Consider the following 20,942-nt stretch of genomic DNA (forward strand, 5'->3'; position numbering starts at 1 on the left):
AATATTCAACTTGGTGCTATTGTAACGAAACCCAATCAAAACCGCTGCTTTGTGTGGCGATAATGGTTTCACAGTCGATGATATCCGTCGTTTCAATCAATGCTTTGACGAGCATTGGCTGGTTATTTTCTTTGCTTAGATGTGCCGCCACCAGAATTTGAAGTTCCGAGGTATCTAATTTTCTTAATAAGTGGATTGCTTGTTGGTTAGATAAATGACCAAACTTTCCACCAATTCTGTGCTTGAGCGAAGGAGGGTACTTGCTGTGAATCAACATGTCCTCATCGTGGTTAAATTCGAGCACTAAACCATCTAATTGGTTGAGTCTCTCAATGATGTTAGGCGTGCTGCAGCCAACATCGGTGAGAATCCCTAGTCGTAAGTGTCCGCTCTGAACCACATACTGTGTAGGTTCTTTTGCGTCGTGTGGGACGGTAAATGGTTCGACACTAAAAGGACCAATTTGAATAGGGCTTGCTTCATGACTATCAAATGGCTGCATTCGCAGCAGCTTTTCCGATATACGAGGTGCGCCATTAAAGGTGCCAAAACTTGCAAAAACAGGTATGTGATAGCGATTAGCTAATTTATCTACACCGCTAATATGATCTGCGTGCTCGTGGGTAATGAAAATACCAAGAATCGACGCGGGCGGAATTTGTTTGCTTTCAAGCCGAGCTTGCATTTCTTTCCAGCCAAAACCGCAATCGATCATGATGTATTGATCATGAGATTGTATGACTAGTGAGTTGCCTTCGCTGCCGCTACCTAAAGAGCAAAATTTCATTTCGTGTAAATATCAGGTGGATAAAAAAACGCGGCTTGCGCCGCGTTTTTTGGGGTTGGCTTTAAGCTTAACGAAGCTGTTCAAATAGAATGCCTGTCAATTTCTTGCCAATTTCAGAAGTTTCTGCCGCGCCATTCTTGTCTTGGACAAGTACTTTGCTTGCATTATCTCCATCGCCACGCACCGCGATGCGATATTGAATTACTTCTGGTTTTTTCTTGTCGTCATTGCTTCCCCATAACCAAGAGAACCAGCCGTCACCGGAGCTCTCTGGTTTTTGTTCATCTTTGTAGCTAACAAAGTAAACACCATCGGTACGGTTTCTATCTACAACGGTAAAGCCACTACGATCAAGTACTAGACCTACACGGCGCCATGCACGATCAAAGCCTTCGTCAAGTTGTACATAAGCACTGTTATCTGCTTTTACAATCTTAGCGCGCTGTATTGATGCATTTTGTTTTGCCTCTAGTGCTTGTTTAGCTGCATTTTCTTCCATGCCTAGACGAATCATTAGGCGGTTCATCATTTCCGCTTCTAGCTCTGGTTCTGCTGGACGAGGTTGCCAAACGGTAGAAGATGTGCCGTTGCCACTTTTTTCTACATAAGCTTCATACATGCCGCGATGAGAAATGTAGATTTCCGTTTTGCCATCCGCGCGTCTTTCCATGCGAGTGCGGAACTTGTCACGCTCATCAGTCGAGTAGGCACTATCAAACCATTTGCCAAATGTATTGCGAATGATGTCATCTGGAATGTTCGCTCTGTTTTCTGCCCAGTCTGTTTCCATGATGCCAGTAGTTGGCTCATCCACTTTGATGATAAACCCTAACTCTTGCCAGAAATCTTTGATTGGTAACCAAAGTTGATCTGGCGTTGCATCGACAACAAGCCAGCGTGTATTGCCGGTTTTTTCAACTGCGACTTTATTCACCTTCGGTAAGATGGTGGTATCTGTCGAGGTTGCTGCAACTTGGGTACCATCTGCATAGGTGTTGAATGATGCAGTACCCCCACGATTTACTTCTGGCATGGCAAAGCGATTGTCATAGCTTGGCTTGCTCAAGTCGGGAGGAACATCCAGTCCTGGTGCTTCGCCAGCGCTTCGGTAATCAATTTTTTTACCTTGAAATAGCGAACTGCTACAACCAGATAGTAATAAAGCGAGTAACAGGCAACTTGGAATCAGTTTCTTGCTTGAGCGCATGCACATCTTTCTTTGTTAAGTAATCGAGAGGGCGTTGAGTGCCAACAATGATTAATTACGGTTTTACAATTAATTCGCCAGCTTTTGCGATGGCAGATTGAACTGCCGCTTGGCCTGCTTCGGTCAATGGGGTTAGTGGCAAACGAATGCCGTGTTTCATTAAACCAAGTTCTGCGGCGGCCCATTTCACTGGAATTGGATTTGCTTCAACAAACAATTTGGTATGTAAGCCAAATAGTCCATCATTGATACGGCGTGCTTCAGCAATATTGCCACTACGAGCGGCAACACATAAGTCGTGCATTGCTTTTGGGGCAACGTTGGCTGTCACAGAAATCACACCATGACCACCTAGCAACATAAACGGCAGCGCAGTTGCATCATCACCAGTGTACATCGCAAATGTTTCAGGCACACGTGCAATAAGGTCTGTTGCACGCGCTAGATCTGCGGTTGCATCTTTGATACCGATGATGTTTGGAAGTTGAGCTAGACGAACAACGGTGTCGTTATGAAGATCCGCAACCGTACGACCTGGTACGTTGTATAAAATCACTGGAATGTCTACTGCTTCAACAATCGCCTTGAAGTGCTGATATAGACCTTCTTGGGTAGGTTTGTTGTAGTAAGGTACAACAGATAAGCAGGCACTTGCACCCGCTGATTTCGCTGCTTTTGTCAGTGCAATCGCTTCGTGGGTAGAGTTAGCTCCGGTGCCTGCAATAATTGGAAGGCGACCTTTTGCATGTTCTACTGCAAAACGAATTAGTTCGATATGTTCTTCAACGGTGACAGTTGGTGATTCACCTGTCGTGCCCACAACGACCAAGCCGTCAGACTTCTGTTCGATGTGAAATTCAATCAGTTGGCGGAACGCCTCGAAATCGAGCGAACCGTCTTCGTGCATGGGGGTCACAATTGCAACAAGACTGCCGGTCAGCATGGTAGAAATCTTCCAGATAAAATTAATAATATTATGGCACTTACCCAGTGTGCATCAAAGTGCGCGAGCGTGTCTCTGTCTCTAAACTGGGTAAACACTAAAAGACCATAGTGTAACCGAATCATATTACAAGAGAAAATACCGTTGTTCACCAAGAGTCTGAATTGCTTGGGTAAATATGCTAGAATTTACACATTTGATTAACAGATTCAGGGATTTAAGCAAAAGCTTACACCTGAATGGCAGATTTAATAGAGGAAATTCAAGTTGCTAAGTTCCAATAGCGTAACGATGCAGTTCGGCGCCAAACCACTATTCGAGAAGGTGTCGGTAAAGTTTGGTGACGGTAACCGTTATGGTCTGATCGGTGCGAATGGTGCCGGTAAGTCAACTTTTATGAAAATTTTAGGCGGTGATTTGGAGCCTTCTCACGGTAATGTGAGTTTAGATCCGGGTGAGCGCTTAGGTAAATTGAAGCAGGATCAATTTGCTTACGAAGATTCGCGAGTGCTAGATGTGGTGATGATGGGCCACCTAGAAATGTGGGCAGCTAGAGAAGAGCGTGATGCGATTTACGCCAATTTAGAAGCCACTGAAGATGACTACATGCGTGCAGCTGAGTTGGAAACGCGCTTCGGTGAAATGGGCGGCTATGATGCAGAAGCACGTGCTGGTGCATTGCTAATTGGTGCTGGCATCCCTGAGTCTTTGCATACAGGCCCAATGAGTGAAGTGGCGCCCGGTTTTAAACTACGTGTCCTGCTAGCTCAAGCGTTGTTCTCTAACCCTGATGTGTTGTTGCTTGACGAACCAACCAACAACTTGGACATCAATACGATTCGTTGGCTAGAAGAAGTGCTAAATAGCCGTGAGTCGACCATGATTATTATTTCTCACGATCGTCACTTCTTGAACTCTGTGTGTACTCACATTGCTGACTTGGATTATGGTGAAGTTCGTGTCTATCCTGGTAATTACGACGATTATATGTTGGCGTCTAGTGAAGCACGTGCTCGACTAATTACGGATAACGCAAAAGCAAAAGAGAAAGTGGCTGAACTGCAGGCATTTGCGGCACGTTTTGCAGCAAACAAATCAAAATCCCGCCAAGCGACTTCTCGTTTGCGTTTAGCGGACAAAATTAAGTCTGAGATGGTGACAGTGAAGCCTTCTTCACGTCAGAACCCATACATTCGTTTTGAACCAGATGACAAGAATAAACTTCACCGTCAAGCAGTTGAAATGACGAGTGTGTCTAAGTCTTTTGACAAAGCGTTGTTTAAAGATTTGAATCTGATCGTTGAAGCAGGCCAAAAGATTGCAGTGATTGGCCCTAACGGTGCGGGTAAAACCACATTGCTACGTACTTTAGTTGGCGAAGTGGCGCCGGATCATGGTGGCATTAAGTGGGCAGAAAAAGCGCAAGTAGGTTACTTTGCGCAGGATCATGCTGCTGACTTTGATACCGATATGAACCTGTACGACTGGATGTATCAGTGGGCACAACCAGGTGATGACGAGCAAGTGATTCGCGGTACGTTAGGTCGTTTGTTGTTCTCTAGTGACGACACAAAGAAGAGCGCACGTGTGCTTTCTGGTGGTGAAAAGTGCCGTATGTTGTTTGGTAAGTTATTGCTTCAAAAAGATAACGTACTGATCATGGATGAACCGACCAACCACTTAGATATGGAATCGATCGAATCATTGAACATGGCATTGGAAATGTTCAAAGGTACATTGATTTTTGTTTCACACGATCGTCAGTTTGTTAGCTCATTGGCAACGCAGGTATTGGAACTAGATGGTGAAGGCGGCTACACCCATTATCTTGGTTCTTATGATGATTACTTGCAAAGCCGTGGTTTAGAGTAATAGATGTATTTTGCGCTGCTGTTAGTGCGTTTGTATTAACAGTGGCGCAATTTATGACTGGTGTGTCTCTTCATTTTGTTTCGTCGGCAATGACGCGATCTCTTCCTGTCGCTTTTGCTTTATAAAGCGCTTTGTCGGCTCTCTGCAACAGACTGTTAATATCTCCCTCATCTTGTCCGTTCAGTACAGCAACGCCAATACTTACCGTTACTGGTATATCGATATTGAGTACATGTATTGGTGTTTGACGGATTTGCTCACATATCTGCTCGGCAATTTTCTCGGCAGCTAGTCGCGATGAGTCGGGTAACAGTACCGCGAACTCTTCTCCTCCCATGCGGGCAAGCAGGCAATTTTTACCCAGTAGATTCTGGGTCCTTAGTACTATATTTTTGAGTGCTTCGTCACCATATTCGTGTCCGTGCTTATCATTGATGACTTTGAAGTAATCTATATCCATGATTAAGGCTGATAGTGGACTATTTTTCTCTTGATGTTGGCGAATCAATTGGTCTGCTTGGCTAAAGAAGTAGCGGCGGTTGGCAATCCCCGTTAGTGGGTCAATATGTGCCATTTTTCTGAGCGCAGCAGCTTGGGCAAGCTGTTCTGTTACATCTAAATAGATATTAACGTGTTTATCTCCAATGGCACGAAAGCGGAATTCAATATTTTTCCGGCTGCCATCTTTACAACATACCTCCCAAGTTTGTGGCGGCATATCAATGCCTTTTTCGGCTGCCTCTTTCGTGGCACTCAACCAAGTATCGGATACTAGTTTTCTGTACTCCGGATCTGGGTAGGCCACTTCCCACCATTCATCTAGGGTCTGCACATCTTGCTCTGGAGTGTAGCCAAAAATGTCGAAAAACTTGTTATTGATGAAGAGTGTGTCTGCCGCTTGGGTGTTAGCCGACGCTACTTCAATTGCTACTGGCAGCCAGTTAAGAATGGCTTTCGTTTCATCACTCAGCAGGGCCATATCCTTGGGAGGGGGTGGGAATTCTGCACCGCCTGTTTTATCGATAATAGTGAGTAAAAGATGATCTGGCAGTTCTAGATTGCTGACTCGACCTACTAAAGTGCGAGTCATGCCGTTTCGTTGGCGAAGGTGAAAGGGAATCCCTGTACCAGGATGTTTGTCATGCGTGTTGTGAATGACAGGTTTGAGTGTGCCCAATGTGTCTGCATCTAGCAAAGTATCTAGTAAGACATGTTGATGCAGTTGATGATCAAACAAACGGCTCGCAGACTGATTGTACTCAGCAACAACAATTTCTCGCTCATTAAGGAGATGTAAAACCAGCAATGCCGTGCCAACCTGATGTATCCAGGGGAAATGGTTGGAGTAATCGATTGTTGCATTATCGATTGTCACGCGCTGTTCTGCCTATCAAGCAAAGTAACGGATTAAAGTACCTATCAACAAATTGTTTCCATCATAGCACTTAGTTCAACATTTTGTGGAGTGGGAATATTTCCCACATTGGTTGATGTATTGACATTACAATGACTGTTATGAATAAAGAATCCTCATCCATTTCCCCTGACCCCGTTTCGCCGCCTCCCTCTCGTATGCTGCGGGCTGCGGCTTGGGCATTAAGACCACTGGTGAAGTTGTTATTGCACCGCGGAGTGATGTATCCAGAGTTTGCCGAGCAGCTTAAGGCTGTATTTGTAGATGTGGCTGCGAAAGAGTTTCCGATTCCGGGCAAACGGGATACAGATAGCCGCATCAGTGTGCTTACCGGTATTTACCGGCGTGATGTGAAGCGTATTCGGCAGGAGCTTGCGAATGATCAAGAGACAGACGTTTCGATTGCAGATGTGAAAGCGACGGAAGAAATGTCATTAAGTGCTCGTGTAGTTGGCCTATGGACCGGACTCCCCGAATTTACCGATCAATATGGTATGCCAAAGCCGATTGCTCGCCTGGCTAGTAAAGGGGGGCAGATTTCATTTGAGGCGTTGGTTAAACGGGTAAACCGAGATACCCATGCACGTACGCTACTAGACGAGTGGGTGCGTGTGGGTGCTGCCAGTATCGATGAGCATAATGATGTGCATCTTCATATAGATGCGTTTCTTTCCGGTAAGTCCTTGGATGAGAAAGCCTTTTACTTACAACATAATGCGCATGATCACCTTGCGGCGCTTACGCATAACTTGACTGGGCAGACACCGGTGATGCTGGAGCGTTGCGTGATTTATCGAGGGTTAAGTGAGCCATCGATTCAAATCTTGGCTGCGCTAGCAAGAACCAAAGGAATGCAAGTCCTGCATCAGGTCAACCAACGTGCGATTGAATTGAAGGAAGTTGATGTCGGAAAAATGGATGCGAATTATCGGTTCAATTTTGGCACGTATTTTTATCATGAGCACAGTAAAAATGGTGAAAACGATGAGTAGGCTATTTTCTGCTTCATCTTTGCGGATCCTGCCATTCGCTATGGCGGTTAGCATTGGGCTGAAGATCACAACTGCTCAGGCAAATCCCTGTACTAATCAAGCGCCGGTTGATACGTTGACTGCAATTGCTGACCGCAAGATAGTGACGGATCCGGAAGGCTTGGGAGGAACCGGCGTTAAAGTCGCTGGTGGAAGTGATCAGCAGAATGAAGGGCCCGAGGGGTTGGGTGGAACGGGTATTGCCGGCATGATTACAGGCTTTGGCAGCATTTGTGTCAATGGTATTGAGGTAAATTACGATAGTGCCACACCAATAGAAGTGGATGGCAAATTGGTGAATGCAAGCACGCTAAAAGTCGGGCAACGGGTGGTGATCGAGGCCTTAGGACTAGGGACAGAGGTAGTTGCTAAACGCGTCTCTATCGAACCTGTTCTTGTTGGCCGAGTGGATACAGTTGCTGCGGATAAGTCGGTCATTACTATGCTTGGGCAAACGGTGGTCATGGCAAATCAAAAGCCAATTACCCCTGGGGCGACAGTACGTGTAAGTGGATATTGGGGGCCAGATGGGATTGTATATGCCAGTTTACTAGAAGAGGTTACAGATGTAACTGCACTGGTAACGGGCCCGGTGACAGTAACGAATGGGCTTATGCGTGTTGGTAATGTGCCGGTACAAGGGGTGTCGGCTGCACACAGTGGCACAATCATGAGCGTACATGGCAATTGGTCTGGTGGGGCTTTACAAGCTTCAGGTGCGCGTGAGTCTGCATCAGCTCAATTGCTTGGGAAGACGGGATTAACTAACTTTGAACTTCAAGGATTGACCCAACTGAAAGATCGTCAAACTTTGAATCTGGCTGGGCAGCAGATTCGTATCATGCCAACTACCCGCTTTGTGGGCGTCGAAGACGTGAAGTCTTCTGAGATTCAGCAGGTTCGGGTGAGCGGGCGACTGAAAGACGGACGATTGGTAGCTGAAACGGTGAAGGTGGAGAGTAAAGCCCTATCCTTTAAAGGTTCCGGAGGCGATAGGCGGAAAACTGCTGCTTGGCTAGAAAGCAAGCAGGAGCAGTCTGATGACAGTGCTGGGCGCGATGATGGGGATGATGATCATAGTGGTTCATCATCGTCTTCGGATGATGGTAAAGGGGGGAGTTCCTCAGGTTCTTCTGATGACAGCAAGGGGACGAGTTCTTCTGGCTCAAGTGGCTCAAGTGGCTCAAGTGGCTCAAGCGGTAAAGGGTCTGGCGATAGCAAAGGCTCTAAGAGTGGTTCGTCAAAGTCTTAAAAAAATTTAATTAACGCTCATCTGGGAAAACGATCAGGAATGGTCGTTTTTTTTTAACTTAAAAATAAATGGTAATTTTTACCATTTTTATGGTATCGTTAAATTATGTAAAGAAATGTTGTTGATTCACGGTGGATGTTGCAAAAGCTAGCGCTGTGAAATTGATGATAAACAAACGATGCTGGTAGGGGATAAGGCCGGATAACTGGCTTGCCTCTGCATACTTAGCTATCGGTGAATGAAGCCCACATATGAGGAGATCACAATGAATCAATTACTTGCACTACTACTGTCTGTTGTCGTTGCCTCTGCTCCTTTAACCGTTCATGCGTCGGGTACCGATGATGTAACACCGAGCACATCATCGACTACCGAGGTGGAGGTTGAGCACGGTACAGAAGTTGAATCTGAGCACGGTGCAGAGGCTGAAGGAACGCATCAAACTCGTACTCGCTCAGGTGATAGCACTAGTGATGACAATAAATCAAAAGCTAGTCGCGACTCAAAGTCTGAATCAGGCAAAAAGTGAAAGCAAAGGTTCTAGCAGTAATTCAGGAAAAGGTAGCTCGGGTGGTGGATCATCAGGCAAAGGCAGTGGTAAAAAATAATACTGGACGTGTCTAATCAAACAGCCCACATCCTATTCGTGGTGTGGGCGGTTTGATTGGGGGAACTTAGGCTGTCAGCGCCATCTGTTTTAGGGTGACGTAATCGGTTTTACCGGTACCCAACAAAGGAATCGCTTCTAATAATCGAATTTTGCGGGGGACAGATAGTTCTGGAAGTCCTTGCTGTTGTGCTGTTTGTAGTAGTCGCTCTCGCGTTAAACTTGGGTCTGTCGTAAACAACACCAATGCTTCTCCTTTGGCTGCATCTGGTTGGCTGCTAGCAGCATGCAGTTTGTCAGGACTAGTTTGTACGGCTAGCTTTTCAACTACTTCTAGCGACACCATTTCTCCTGCAATTTTGGCAAAGCGTTTGACCCGGCCTGTGATTTTGACAAAACCATCCTCGTCTAGTGCAACGACATCACCAGTATCGTACCAACCTTCGCCCACTTCAGAGAGGGCTGGTTGCAGTTCGCCAGGTTTTTCAAACTTGTAATACCCCGACATGACATTTGGTCCTTTGACATGCAAAATACCGCCGCTATCAATGCCTGGGACGGGGACTAGTTTGTGTGCTAATCCGGGGAGTAATTGGCCAACGGAACCGCTTCTAAACGCCATCGGGGTATTCACGGCAATCACTGGGGCAGTTTCTGTTGCGCCGTAGCCTTCAAAAATCCGGATGCCAAATTTTTCGAACCAAGTTTCTTTGACTGCTTGCGAGAGTTTCTCTGCACCTGCAACCACAAATCTCATACGGAAGAAATCATAAGGGTGGGCAAAACGGGCGTAGTTACCAAGGAAGGTGCTGGTGCCAAACAAAATAGTACAGCTACGATCGTATGCTACCTCTGGGATCACGCGATAATGCAGTGGGCTTGGATATAAGAACAGTCCAACACCGGCAAAAATAGGCAGCAATGTGCCTGCAGTTAAGCCAAACGAATGAAAGATTGGTAATGCATTTAATACTTTGTCTGTCACAGAGAAATCGACAATCGATCGGATTTGGGCAATGTTAGACAAGATGGCGCGATGAGATAGCGCGACGCCTTTGGGTTTGCCCTCTGAACCCGATGTGAATAACACAACGGCGATATTGTCAGAAGCCTGTTTAGGTACCGCCTTTGCAGGACACCAACGGGCAAAACCAATCCACCATAGTTTATCTTTTAGTGTTAGCAGCGCTCGCAAATCTTCCAGATAGCGAATCTGAATATCTTTTAAACCATGAATGACTTTATCTAATTTTGCTTGCTCAACAAAAGCACGGGAAGTGATGATGGTGCGAATGGTGGCCGCTGTACAGGCGCTCTGAATGCCGTCTGTGCCGGCGGTAAAATTGAGCATGGCCGGCACGCGACCATTGGCGGTGAGACCGATTAATAACCCAGCAGTCGGCGCTAGGTTCGGTAGTAATAATCCGACTCGCTCACTTGGTGCTGTAAATTTATTGCTTAAGCGACCAAGCATTAAGGTCATTTTTTGCAGGTCGCCATAGCTATATTCAATTTGTTTAATGTCTTCGACCAACTTGCGTTTGCGACCATACAAAGCACTGGCAGAAAGTAGTGATTCATACAGCGTGGTAATTGGCTGCGCAACGAAATTAAGATGCTGCATCAACTTACGCATTTCTTCGCCAGCTTTCCGCCGACGTAGCTTTGCAGATGGGGCATCAGGCATGGGGAGCTCTGTTGGCGGTAAGAAGGTGAGTGATAGTTGTGGGAACAGAGATTTTGGATGGGTGCCAGGGAGTCTAGAAAAGTAGCTATGCGATGCCCCTGTGATTTGGATGGGGCAAAGTGTGGCACCTGTTTTGGCGGCAACAAATGCGGGCCCCTCGTACACCTTCATTAAGTTACCGGTAATGGTGATACGACCTTCCGGGAAGATCACAATCGGCTGTCCGCTTTCAACGAGTTTGACAATTTTCTTCATCGCCATCGGCTGTGTTGGATCAACGGCAAGGTAATCCACCATCGATAACAACACCTTAAACAAAGGTTGTTTAGAGATGGCGGTATTGACGACGAAAATTGGTTTGATGGGTAAGAAGAGTCCTATCAATAAACCATCCAGAAATGACTGGTGGTTGGCAATGATCAATAACCGGTCATGATTAAATAAGTGCTGGTGGCCTCGAATCTGCACTCTAAAGAAGACTTTGAAAAAGAACTTGAGCAGAGGGCGAAGTAAGGTTTGCATCCATGATTTCATGATTATTGACCTTTCCCAAATAGCTGAGCGAAACCTTGGCGACAGCTTGGAAGAGCAAAAAATAGATAAGCGATGACTAGCAAGTTGATGAGCCCTGTCATCAAAAAGATGGCGTTAATCGCATAGTGAAGTGATAGCAAGACAATCGCAAAGATCGCTGATCCCACCATAAACAAGGCGTTCATTAAGTTGTTGGTTGCGATCATTCTGGAACGATAGGCTGGGTCAGACTCTGTTTGCATGAGTGTATAAAGTGGAACGCAATACAAACCACCCGACACGCCAATCATCACTAAATCGAAAATAACCCGATAACTACCTGTTTGCTGGATAAAGGAAGTGACACCCCCTAGTTGGCTGGTATGGTGAGCGGGTGTGGCTAAGTAAAGGTCAACTGCGAATAGGCTAAGTCCGATTGCCCCCAATAGTACTAGTCCAGGATTTACTTTGTGCTTTGAAATTTTGTCGCACATCATTGAACCCGCGCCAATACCAACAGAGAAAATGGCCAATAAGAAGGTGACGACTTGTTGGTTGCCTGCTAGGTGTTGTTTGGCAAAACCAGGGAATTGAGATAAGAATACCGCACCATAAAACCAAAACCATGAGATCCCCAAAATGGCCAAGTAGACAGGGCGATGTTGCTTGGCAAATCGGATATTACGGATGGTTTCGGTAATTGGATTCCAGTTTAGTTTTAGATCTGGAGCGGCAGCAGGCGCTTCGGGTACGTTTCTGCTGGTTAGATAACCAATTATCGCAATCAGTGTAATGGCGATGGTGGCATATAATGCGCCGTCATCACCCATCCCGGCTAATGTTCCACCTAAAATGGTCCCAATTAAGATAGCTAAGAACGTGCCTGACTCAATCAGTGCATTTCCGGCGATTAATTCATTCCCTTTCAGGTGCTGAGGCAGAATCGAATATTTAACTGGCCCAAAGACGGTGGAGTGCATGCCCATAAGAAAGAGCGAAACCATTAATAAAGTAATATTGGGTAATAAAAAACCCGCCCCTGCGATCACCATAATACCTAGTTCGACTAGCTTTACGACCCGAACAATGCGTGATTTCTCAAATTTATCGGCAAACTGTCCAGCACTTGCAGAGAAGAGGAACATTGGCAAAATGAATATACCTGCACATAAATTAACCCAAAGATCAGGGTTTTGAATCCCTAAGCGTGCCGATTGAAAACTGATTAAAATCACCATCGCGTTTTTAAGTACATTGTCGTTGGTGGCCCCAAAGAACTGGGTCAAAAACATGGGAAGAAATCGACGCTCGCCCAGTAATCGGAATTGGCTATTAGATGACATGAAGCTCTCCTGAAAGTGCGCTTTATGATACATGAATTTGTTGTTTGTCATGATAAGCATTCGCCCGCGCAATATGCTGTGATTGGGTCTGATAGATCCTGACAAGGCATATGGCGGCTAAGCCTGCGAATACATGTTTGAGTGAGTGGCCACTGATTAGGAGGTGGTCAAAAATGAGATGATCTTGCCATTCACATATCTTGGCGATGAGGTAGCAAGTACTGGCAAGCAAAGCCCATCGGCAAGAAACCACTCTTTGATGAAGGTAGAGGTTAAGTGGTATCCAGATAAGCGCGATAATTTGAACCAGCAGATAAAACATTAAATCACCAGTATGTCGCCACCACGCAATGCTAAAAAGCGCATACATGCTGCCAACAAATAAAGCTAACCAATTGTTTTTTTGTGAATGCGAAGTGGCAATTAGTACGGAGATGCAAGTCAGTGTAATAGGGAGTCTATCCCAGACTAAACGCACATCATTTGGCTGAAGATGATAGTAAGCAGAGCCAAATGCCGTGCCAATCAATGAATAAAAGCAGATAACCCATGCCCCTGCGTTTTTGCTGTCTTGTCGATAGTGATAAATGCCTAGTAAGCCTGCAATCAGAAATCCAATATTGGTTAATACATCCATCGTATTGGGAATCCCCATGTAGGCGTATAGATCAGCAAACGCATGATAATGGGCTGGTTGATGAATCGGGCCGTGGATTAAACCAACTGTTAGCAAGACTAAGCTGAAAGAAGCAAAACCAAATCGCCGTAAGAAGGTAGTTTGCGAATGCATCAAGGGCTCCTAATAAATAAATGAATGAGTCCATACTGCGTGCCCAATTGCATTTGCGCAATCAATGGTGATACCGTACTAAATATTGTTATAAAAGGTATTAAAATATGATGCCTGATGCGGATTTGAAAAGACTGGCAGCAACGATTCGACGAATCTTAAAAGCAAGGCAAATGACCTATGCCATGCTGGCGGAACAATTGAATTTATCCGTCCCTACGATTAAACGCTTGCTCTCGACGGGGCAAATGACGCTGGTCCGTTTGGCTGAAATTTCGAATGTATTAGGCATGACGTTGAGTGAATTAGTCAGGGAGAGTGAAGAAAACCCGCTGATCGAGCAATTGACCGAAAACCAAGAAGAGGCGCTAGTTAACACGCCTAAATTATTATTGGTGGCCGTATGCGTGATGAATCACTGGAAGTTTGAGGAAATACTCACTTACTACCGCTTAACTGAGTCGGAATGTGTTTTATTACTCTCGCAACTAGCGAAGCTGCAATTAATCGATTGGTTACCGGGAAATCGGATTCGTTTAAAAATTGCGCGTACTTTCCGGTGGCGGGAAAATGGCCCGATCTATCGCTTTTTCCGCGAAGAAGGGGAGCGCGCATTTCTTAAGGGGCAATTTAATGATGAACTTTCCCCTTATGTCTTTCTCAATGGCATGCTAACGGCGGATGCAAGGCGGGAATTTATCCGAAAAGTACATCAGCTTCAGCAAGATTTTGCGGTGCTACACCAGCAAAGTCTGCATGCGCCGCTATCCCATCGACACGGGGTAGGAGTATTATTCGCTAGTCGGGCGTGGGAGTTAGATGCTTTTGCCGCCCTCAGAAAAGATAAGTGATTACTGCTTCTGGAATCGAGAATTTAAAGGTGACGCATGACGATTGGTGCTTACATTATTGGAGATGAAATCCTCTCTGGTCGCAGAAAAGATGCGCATATGGCAAAGCTCATCGAAATGTTGGCCGCCAGAGGGCTAGAACTCTCGTGGTGCCATTATTTAGGTGATGATCGAGAAAAACAGGCCGCTGCTTATCGCCAGTCTTTTGCCTCAGATGCGATTGTTTTCTCCTTTGGTGGCATTGGTGCCACGCCGGATGACCATTCTCGGCAAGCATCTGCCATGGCGCTTGGTGTACCGTTGGCAATGCACCCCGAGGGCTTGAAAGAATTAGAAATTCAATTTGGTGCTGAAGCTTGGCCAAACCGGGTGAAGATGGTTGAATACCCAGAAGGAGCTCGAATCATTCCAAACCCAATTAACCGTGTGGCCGGTTTTTCTATTCATCGCCATCACTTCGTGCCGGGCTTTCCTAATATGGCGTGGCCGATGGTGGAGTGGGTACTTGAGAATGAATATCCCGATTTAAAGCTAGCCAGTAAAATCACGCGTAGTTTTCTATGTTTAGATGCCAGAGAAAGCGTTTTGCTTACTTTAATGGAAGCTTTTGTTGCCCGTTTTCCAACCGTGAAGTTTTCTTCCTTGCCGCATAGTATTGATCCGCAGAATCCTAAACCGCCAGTGATTGAGTTTGGTGTAACAGGTGTGCCAGAAGAGGTTGAGTCTGCTGTTGTTTGGTTAAGAACAGAATTAATGAATGCAGGCTATCAATTAGCCTAGTTTTTGCTAAGTAAATAAACAAGATTTGAAAGTAAATTGTGGTTGAAGTTGTCGATCGAGTTGTCGATCAATCGAAAGTAGATTCGCTCGTCTCGCAAGGGATTCCTTCCGCTTTTGCCAGATTATTGGCAGCAAGAGGGGTTAGCCAGCGATCTGAAATAGAATATTCTCTACAGGGACTGCCTTCATTTGAATCAATGAAAGGCATCCAGTCTGCCGCCTCGCAGTTAACGGATGCCATCTTAAACAAAAAACGCTTACTCATTATCGCGGATTACGATGCAGATGGCGCAACTGCTTGTGCCGTTGCTGTGCGCGGTTTAAGAATGTTGGGTGGATTAGTAGAGTTTATTGTCCCTAACCGGTTTGAATATGGTTATGGCTTGAGCCCAGATATTGTTGAGCTAGCAAGAGAACGACAGCCAGACTTTCTGATCACAGTGGATAATGGGATAGCAAGCATTGATGGTATCCGATTGGCAAATCAATACGGAATTGGCGTCATTGTTACCGACCATCATTTGCCAGGTGATGAGCTGCCGGATGCATTAGCCATCGTCAATCCTAACCAGCCTGGTTGTGATTTTCCATCGAAGGCGCTTGCCGGGGTCGGGGTGATGTTCTATGTATTACTCGCCACTCGGGCTGAAATGAGACGTCGCGGTTGTTATGAGCAACAACCACAACCAAATTTAGCCTCGCTATTAGATCTGGTGGCGCTAGGCACAGTGGCCGATGTCGTACCGCTCGACGCCTTAAATCGCACGTTGGTACATCAAGGGTTACAACGAATCCGTGCTGGGCAAGCATGTGCGGGGTTAAACGCATTAATGCAAGTGGCAGTAAAAGGCCATCAACAAGCAGGATGCTATGACTTGGGGTTTGTATTGGGACCTAGGTTAAATGCAGCGGGCCGGCTAGAGGACATGTCGCTAGGTATTCAATTACTGCTAACCGATACCTCGTCGGTCGCGATGGATCTTGCAGCAGAATTGGACGAACTCAATAAAGCCAGACGTGAAATCGAAGCAGATATGCAGCAAGAGGCGTTATCGCTACTTTCCATGAAGGTCGAAGACGATCGATATTCACTGGTCTTGTTTGAGAAAGATTGGCATCAAGGTGTGATTGGCCTAGTGGCTGGAAAATTGAAGGAAAAATTCCATCGCCCTGCCATTGTGTTTGCTCGTGGTAATGATGGCGAGTTAAAAGGCTCTGGCCGTTCTATACCCGGTTTTCATCTAAGAGATGCGCTAGACTTAGTCAGTAAGCAGTACCCTGGATTAATTTTAAAATTTGGCGGGCATGCCGCCGCCGCAGGGTTAACAATTGATGAGCAGCATCTAGACACCTTTATGAATGCCTTTGAGCATGTGGCACAGACTTGGTTAACGCCAAAGCAACTAAAGAAATTGGTTGAAACCGATGGCGAGTTAACCATCCCTGAGTTTGATCTTGCCTTGGCGGATCAACTGGCAAATGCGGTCTGGGGGCAGGCATTTCCTCAACCTGTGTTTAGAGGGGATTTTTTTGTCTCCGATCAAAGAATCGTCGGCGAGCGCCATTTGAAGTTGCGTTTAGTGCCAAAGGGTGGTTTGATTGAAATCGATGGAATTTTATTTAACCAGCCAGATTTTCTCCCTGAAGAAGTGTCTCTTGTCTATCGCTTGGAAGTTAACCGGTTTAGAGGAAAAACACAGTTGCAAATATCGGTGCAACATTGGGCGGGCAAGCTGTAAATCTATATTTTTATGCTATAAATAGAGAATGTGACTGATTGGTGCTTGCACCAGTGTATATCCAACTGAATTTGATAATCTGATTTAAAGGTAGAGTAGTATGCATATCGATGTAAACAAGAATAATGATGTAGCGATTGTTGGTCTATCTGGCCGTTTTGACTTTAGCGCACATCGTGATTTTCGTAATGCTTACCAACCAGCATTAGATGATGCGAGTGTCAAAGAGTTGGATATCGATTTTTCACGTGTTGAATATGTAGATAGTTCGGCACTAGGTATGTTGCTATTACTGAAAGAAAAAGCAGCGCCAATGAACAAAAAAGTAGTGTTGGTGAATTGTAGTGGTTTTGTTCTGGAAGTGTTTCAAGTGGTGAATTTCCAGCAGTTGTTTGAGATGCGTTAATTCGCCTTCTTTTACAATCTAACTGGTTGACAAGCCCCTTTGTTTAATTGAGAATTGTTCTCAATTAAACAAAGGGGCTTTTACATGTTACTGATTCGAACCTTGCTTTGGATTTTTGGAATCAAAACTAGCAAGCGGTAAGTATTTTCTTACTTTCCTAACACTGTAAGAAAACTGTCAGAAATCCTATCTTGGTAAGATATCGATGATTTTTTACTTATGTTGATGATTTATATTGGTTTTTATAAAAATCATTGCGACTAAGTACTGTAGTTGTCTTACAAAAACATCTCAAAAAACTTACTTCAAACTTACAAAATGTATTTACATTTGTAAGTTTACTGTCTATAGTTCACTCAAATTGTGAGTTACGAACCCCCGTTGCTTTCAATTTATTTACAGTGGTTTATAAAAAAATAGCCAGGAGAAAAGAGATGTCAATGAAGCTTTCAACCGTATTCAAAATGTTGGCAGTAGCCGGTGTTACTTCTTTTGCTGCTGCATCATTTGCAGGTGAAGTAGAAGTACTTCACTGGTGGACTTCAGGTGGCGAAGCAAAATCAGTTGCTGAACTGAAAAAAATGTTGCAAGCCAAAGGCCATACTTGGAAAGATTTCGCGGTAGCTGGTGGCGGTGGCGATAATGCGATGACTGTTTTGAAATCTCGCGTTGTGTCTGGTAACCCTCCTGCAGCTGCTCAAATTAAAGGTCCAGCCATTCAAGAATGGGCTGCAGAAGGCGGTGTTGCAGATATTACTGCTGTAGCTAAAGCAAACAACTGGGACAAAGTATTGCCACCAGTAGTTGCAAACCAAATGAAATACAAAGGCAAGTACGTTGCAGCGCCAGTTAACGTTCACCGCGTAAACTGGGTGTGGATCAACAAAGCTGCGCTAGACAAAGTTGGTGGTAAAGCGCCAGCAAACTGGGACGAATTCTTCAAACTAGCAGACAAGTTCAAAGCTGCTGGTATTGTGCCTGTTGCTCACGGTGGCCAAGATTGGCAAGATTTCACTACTTTTGAAGCAGTAGTATTGGGTGTTGGTGGTGCAAAATTCTACAACCAAGCATTGGTTAAACTAGACCAAACTGCGTTGAAATCACCAACCATGTTGAAGTCACTAGAAACCTTCAAAAAGATCCATTCTTATACCGATAAAGGTGCACCTGGCCGTGATTGGAACTTAGCGACAGCAATGGTTATCCAGGGCAAAGCAGGTATGCAAATCATGGGTGACTGGGCTAAAGGTGAATTCCAAGCTGCTGGTAAAAAAGCAGGTGCAGACTTTGTTTGTGCTGCAACACCAGGCAGCGCAAATGCTTACACTTACAACGTAGACAGCTTTGTTATGTTCCAGCAAAAGAACCCTGCAAATGCAAAAGCACAAGCAGATCTAGCAGCTGCAATTCTTTCTCCTGAGTTCCAACAAGTGTTTAACTTGAACAAAGGCTCAATCCCTGTTCGTACCGATGCAAAAATGGATGCATTTGATGATTGTGCAAAACAATCTAACAAAGACTTCCTAGCAACCGCGAAAAACGGCGGATTACAACCTTCAATCGCTCACGGCATGGCAGTTTCTCCTGCTGCAGCCGGTGCAATCAAAGATGCAGTGTCTAACTTCTGGAACACTGACAGCATGACTGCACAGCAAGCTCAACAGCAAATCGCACAAGCTGCACTAACTAAATAATCTAAAGGGGTCTAATGCCCCCGATGATTAATTGTTGGTAAATCCGCTAGTAAATGGTTGATCCATCACTCAATTGCTAGCGGATCCTTTCAAAAACTCTAATAACAATTAGATCGGGGCTCTTTTTGCCTAACGATCATGAAAGTCTGGTGTCTTCACCAGTCAATCGGGTTTCTTCTCTATTAGTCAACAAGCCCACGAATCGTGTCGCTAATAGAGTTAAAGGAATTAGTCTCATTGCTGACCAGAGGTGTCTATATGGCAACGCAAAAACAATCTGTCAGCCAGAAGCGTTTTGATGAGTGGCTTCCAAAGCTGGTTGTTGCTCCATCGTTTATTCTGTCGCTGATCTTTATTTATGGCTTCATTATCTGGAATGGATACCTTTCATTCTCAGCTTCTAGAATGCTACCTAATTACGAGTGGGTAGGTATCGTCCAGTATCAAAGCCTCTGGGATAATGACCGCTGGTGGGTTGCCCTAAAGAACTTAGGGATTTTTGGCGGACTATTTATTGGTGTTGGGACGGTTCTAGGCTTGTTTTTAGCCATTTTGCTCGATCAAAAGATTCGTGCAGAAGGCGCGCTTCGTAGTATTTACCTATATCCAATGGCCCTGTCTTTCATTGTGACTGGTACCGCTTGGAAATGGATTCTGAACCCAAGTTTTGGTTTAGAGCATTTAATGCAGAGTTGGGGTTTTACCAATTTCACATTTGATTGGTTGGTGAACTCAGATAAAGCAATCTACACCGTGGTGATCGCCGGTGTATGGCAGTCGTCAGGCTTTGTGATGGCACTTTTCTTGGCCGGCTTACGTGGTATCGATGATTCCATTATTAAAGCCGCGCAAGTCGATGGCGCATCACTACCAAGGATTTACTGGCGAATCATTATTCCGTCACTTCGCCCTGTGTTCTTTAGCACGATCATGATTCTAGCTCACTTGGCAATCAAGAGTTTCGACTTGGTGATGGCCTTAACCAACCGTGGTCCTGGTTATTCCACCGATATGCCTGCTTCGTTTATGTACACCATGGCATTCGAGCGCGGTCAGTTAGGTGTAGGTGCGGCAAGTTCAACCATGATGCTGGCAATGCTTGCGGCAATCGTTGTGCCTTATTTGTATTCTGAACTACGGGGATATAAGAAAAATGGCTAAGTCTACCCGTTTTATTGTGTATACCGTGTTGCTTATCGCGGCACTCTTTTATCTGTTGCCAATGTACGTGATGTTAACTACATCGATTAAGTCGATGGACGAAATCCGTAATGGCAGTTTGTTGGCCTTCCCCGCAGCAATCAGTTTTGAGGCATGGGGAAAAGCTTGGTCATCCGCTTGTACCGGTATCGAATGTAGTGGTTTAAAACCATTCTTTTGGAACTCGGTGAAAATCGTGGTGCCAGCCGTGATCCTTTCGACCATGCTGGGTGCCGTAAATGGTTATGTACTAACCAAGTGGAAGTTTAAAGGTTCAGACATCATTTTCTCGATGATGCTATTTGGTGTGTTTATGCCGCTGCAAGTGGTGTTGCTGCCGATGTCACAAACCCTTGGTTGGATGGGCTTGACCGAGTCAGTATGGGGGTTGGTGACTGTGCACGTCCTAATGGGGATTGCATCAACTACCTTATTCTTCCGTAACTACTACGTCAGTATTCCTGATGAGTTGGTTAAAGCGGCAACACTAGATGGGGCAGGGTTCTTCCGCATTTTCTGGCGCATTCTCTTACCGCTTTCAACACCAATCATCATGGTGACCTTTATTTGGCAGTTTACCAATATTTGGAATGACTTCTTATTCGGGGTGGTCTTCTCCGGTAGCGATAGCAAACCAATCACCGTCGGCTTAAATAACTTGGTCAATACATCGACAGGGGTGAAAGAGTACAACGTCGATATGGCAGCGGCAATTATCGCCGGTTTGCCAACCATGATTATCTACATCGTTGCTGGTAAATACTTTGTTCGTGGTCTAACTGCTGGTGCGGTAAAAGGCTAAAACCAAAAGATAAAATGCCTGCAC

The 20,942-nt window shown here is 45.2% G+C and carries 18 protein-coding genes; 11 read left to right on the plus strand and 7 right to left on the minus strand.

The annotated features are described in order from the left end of the window. Positions 1–16: 16 nt before the first annotated feature. The 3 genes from LIN78_RS00260 to dapA all read right to left on the minus strand — a co-directional run bounded on the left by LIN78_RS00260 (position 17) and on the right by dapA (position 2,937). Entirely contained in the window at positions 17–787 is a 771-nt protein-coding gene (locus LIN78_RS00260) for an MBL fold metallo-hydrolase (RefSeq protein ID WP_227177334.1), read from the minus strand. 67 nt (positions 788–854) lie between these two features. Continuing rightward, positions 855–1,994 carry an NlpB/DapX family lipoprotein gene (gene bamC / locus LIN78_RS00265; RefSeq protein WP_227177335.1) on the minus strand — a complete coding sequence of 380 codons (1,140 nt, stop codon included), beginning with the start codon at positions 1,992–1,994 and terminating at the stop codon, positions 855–857. 55 nt (positions 1,995–2,049) lie between these two features. After that, positions 2,050–2,937: a 4-hydroxy-tetrahydrodipicolinate synthase gene (gene dapA, locus LIN78_RS00270; protein ID WP_227177336.1), complete on the minus strand. Its 888-nt coding sequence runs from the start codon at positions 2,935–2,937 to the stop codon at positions 2,050–2,052. A gap of 267 nt (positions 2,938–3,204) precedes the next feature. On the opposite strand from dapA, the gene LIN78_RS00275 reads away from it, so the two are divergent. Beyond that, entirely contained in the window at positions 3,205–4,809 is a 1,605-nt protein-coding gene (locus LIN78_RS00275; protein ID WP_227177337.1) for an ABC-F family ATPase, read from the plus strand. A gap of 70 nt (positions 4,810–4,879) precedes the next feature. Here LIN78_RS00275 and LIN78_RS18295 read toward each other — a convergent pair whose 3' ends face one another. Further along, positions 4,880–6,184 (minus strand): sensor domain-containing diguanylate cyclase, encoded by a 1,305-nt coding sequence (locus LIN78_RS18295; RefSeq protein ID WP_227177338.1) that lies wholly within the window; start codon positions 6,182–6,184, stop codon positions 4,880–4,882. A 131-nt stretch (positions 6,185–6,315) separates the two neighbouring features. Here LIN78_RS18295 and LIN78_RS00285 point away from each other — a divergent pair, with 131 nt between their 5' ends. The 3 genes from LIN78_RS00285 (at position 6,316) to LIN78_RS00295 (ending at position 9,035) form a co-directional block, all read left to right on the plus strand. Next, a complete protein-coding gene (locus LIN78_RS00285) occupies positions 6,316–7,215 on the plus strand; it encodes a DUF6502 family protein (protein ID WP_227177339.1) in 900 nt (299 codons plus the stop codon). Continuing rightward, entirely contained in the window at positions 7,208–8,506 is a 1,299-nt protein-coding gene (locus LIN78_RS00290) for a DUF5666 domain-containing protein (RefSeq protein WP_227177340.1), read from the plus strand. Before LIN78_RS00285 ends, LIN78_RS00290 begins: the two co-directional genes overlap by 8 nt. A 265-nt stretch (positions 8,507–8,771) precedes the next feature. Next, positions 8,772–9,035, plus strand: a complete 264-nt coding sequence (locus tag LIN78_RS00295) for a hypothetical protein (RefSeq protein WP_227177341.1) — start codon at positions 8,772–8,774, stop codon at positions 9,033–9,035. A 145-nt stretch (positions 9,036–9,180) separates the two neighbouring features. On the opposite strand, the gene aas is transcribed toward LIN78_RS00295, so the two are convergent. The 3 genes from aas to LIN78_RS00310 are packed head-to-tail and all read right to left on the minus strand — an operon-like array spanning position 9,181 to position 13,446. Continuing rightward, complete coding sequence (aas, locus tag LIN78_RS00300; RefSeq protein WP_227177342.1) at positions 9,181–11,334, minus strand: bifunctional acyl-ACP--phospholipid O-acyltransferase/long-chain-fatty-acid--ACP ligase; 2,154 nt, start codon at positions 11,332–11,334, stop codon at positions 9,181–9,183. A gap of 2 nt (positions 11,335–11,336) precedes the next feature. Further along, the gene (locus LIN78_RS00305) at positions 11,337–12,656 is read right to left on the minus strand and encodes an MFS transporter (RefSeq protein ID WP_227177343.1); all 1,320 of its coding nucleotides are present in this window, start codon (positions 12,654–12,656) and stop codon (positions 11,337–11,339) included. A 22-nt stretch (positions 12,657–12,678) separates the two neighbouring features. Next, positions 12,679–13,446 (minus strand): hypothetical protein, encoded by a 768-nt coding sequence (locus LIN78_RS00310; RefSeq protein WP_227177344.1) that lies wholly within the window; start codon positions 13,444–13,446, stop codon positions 12,679–12,681. 107 nt (positions 13,447–13,553) lie between these two features. Between LIN78_RS00310 and LIN78_RS00315 the strand changes: the two genes are divergently transcribed. From LIN78_RS00315 to LIN78_RS00345, 7 genes are all read left to right on the plus strand, one after another. Beyond that, positions 13,554–14,297 (plus strand): helix-turn-helix domain-containing protein, encoded by a 744-nt coding sequence (locus LIN78_RS00315; RefSeq protein ID WP_227177345.1) that lies wholly within the window; start codon positions 13,554–13,556, stop codon positions 14,295–14,297. A 36-nt stretch (positions 14,298–14,333) separates the two neighbouring features. Then, on the plus strand, positions 14,334–15,077 hold the full coding sequence (locus LIN78_RS00320) for a competence/damage-inducible protein A (RefSeq protein WP_227177347.1): 744 nt from the start codon (positions 14,334–14,336) through the stop codon (positions 15,075–15,077). A gap of 38 nt (positions 15,078–15,115) precedes the next feature. After that, positions 15,116–16,816 carry a single-stranded-DNA-specific exonuclease RecJ gene (recJ, locus tag LIN78_RS00325; RefSeq protein ID WP_227177348.1) on the plus strand — a complete coding sequence of 567 codons (1,701 nt, stop codon included), beginning with the start codon at positions 15,116–15,118 and terminating at the stop codon, positions 16,814–16,816. Positions 16,817–16,916: 100 nt separating this feature from the next. After that, a complete protein-coding gene (locus LIN78_RS00330) occupies positions 16,917–17,222 on the plus strand; it encodes an STAS domain-containing protein (RefSeq protein ID WP_227177350.1) in 306 nt (101 codons plus the stop codon). A gap of 434 nt (positions 17,223–17,656) precedes the next feature. Next, positions 17,657–18,916 carry an ABC transporter substrate-binding protein gene (locus LIN78_RS00335; protein ID WP_227177351.1) on the plus strand — a complete coding sequence of 420 codons (1,260 nt, stop codon included), beginning with the start codon at positions 17,657–17,659 and terminating at the stop codon, positions 18,914–18,916. A gap of 258 nt (positions 18,917–19,174) precedes the next feature. After that, a complete protein-coding gene (locus tag LIN78_RS00340; protein WP_227177353.1) occupies positions 19,175–20,077 on the plus strand; it encodes a carbohydrate ABC transporter permease in 903 nt (300 codons plus the stop codon). Further along, positions 20,070–20,918 (plus strand): carbohydrate ABC transporter permease, encoded by an 849-nt coding sequence (locus LIN78_RS00345; RefSeq protein ID WP_227177355.1) that lies wholly within the window; start codon positions 20,070–20,072, stop codon positions 20,916–20,918. The genes LIN78_RS00340 and LIN78_RS00345 overlap by 8 nt, the downstream gene beginning before the upstream one ends. Positions 20,919–20,942 lie beyond the last annotated feature (24 nt).

This window comes from Leeia speluncae, assembly GCF_020564625.1.
Classification (GTDB): Bacteria; Pseudomonadota; Gammaproteobacteria; order Burkholderiales; family Leeiaceae; genus Leeia; species Leeia speluncae.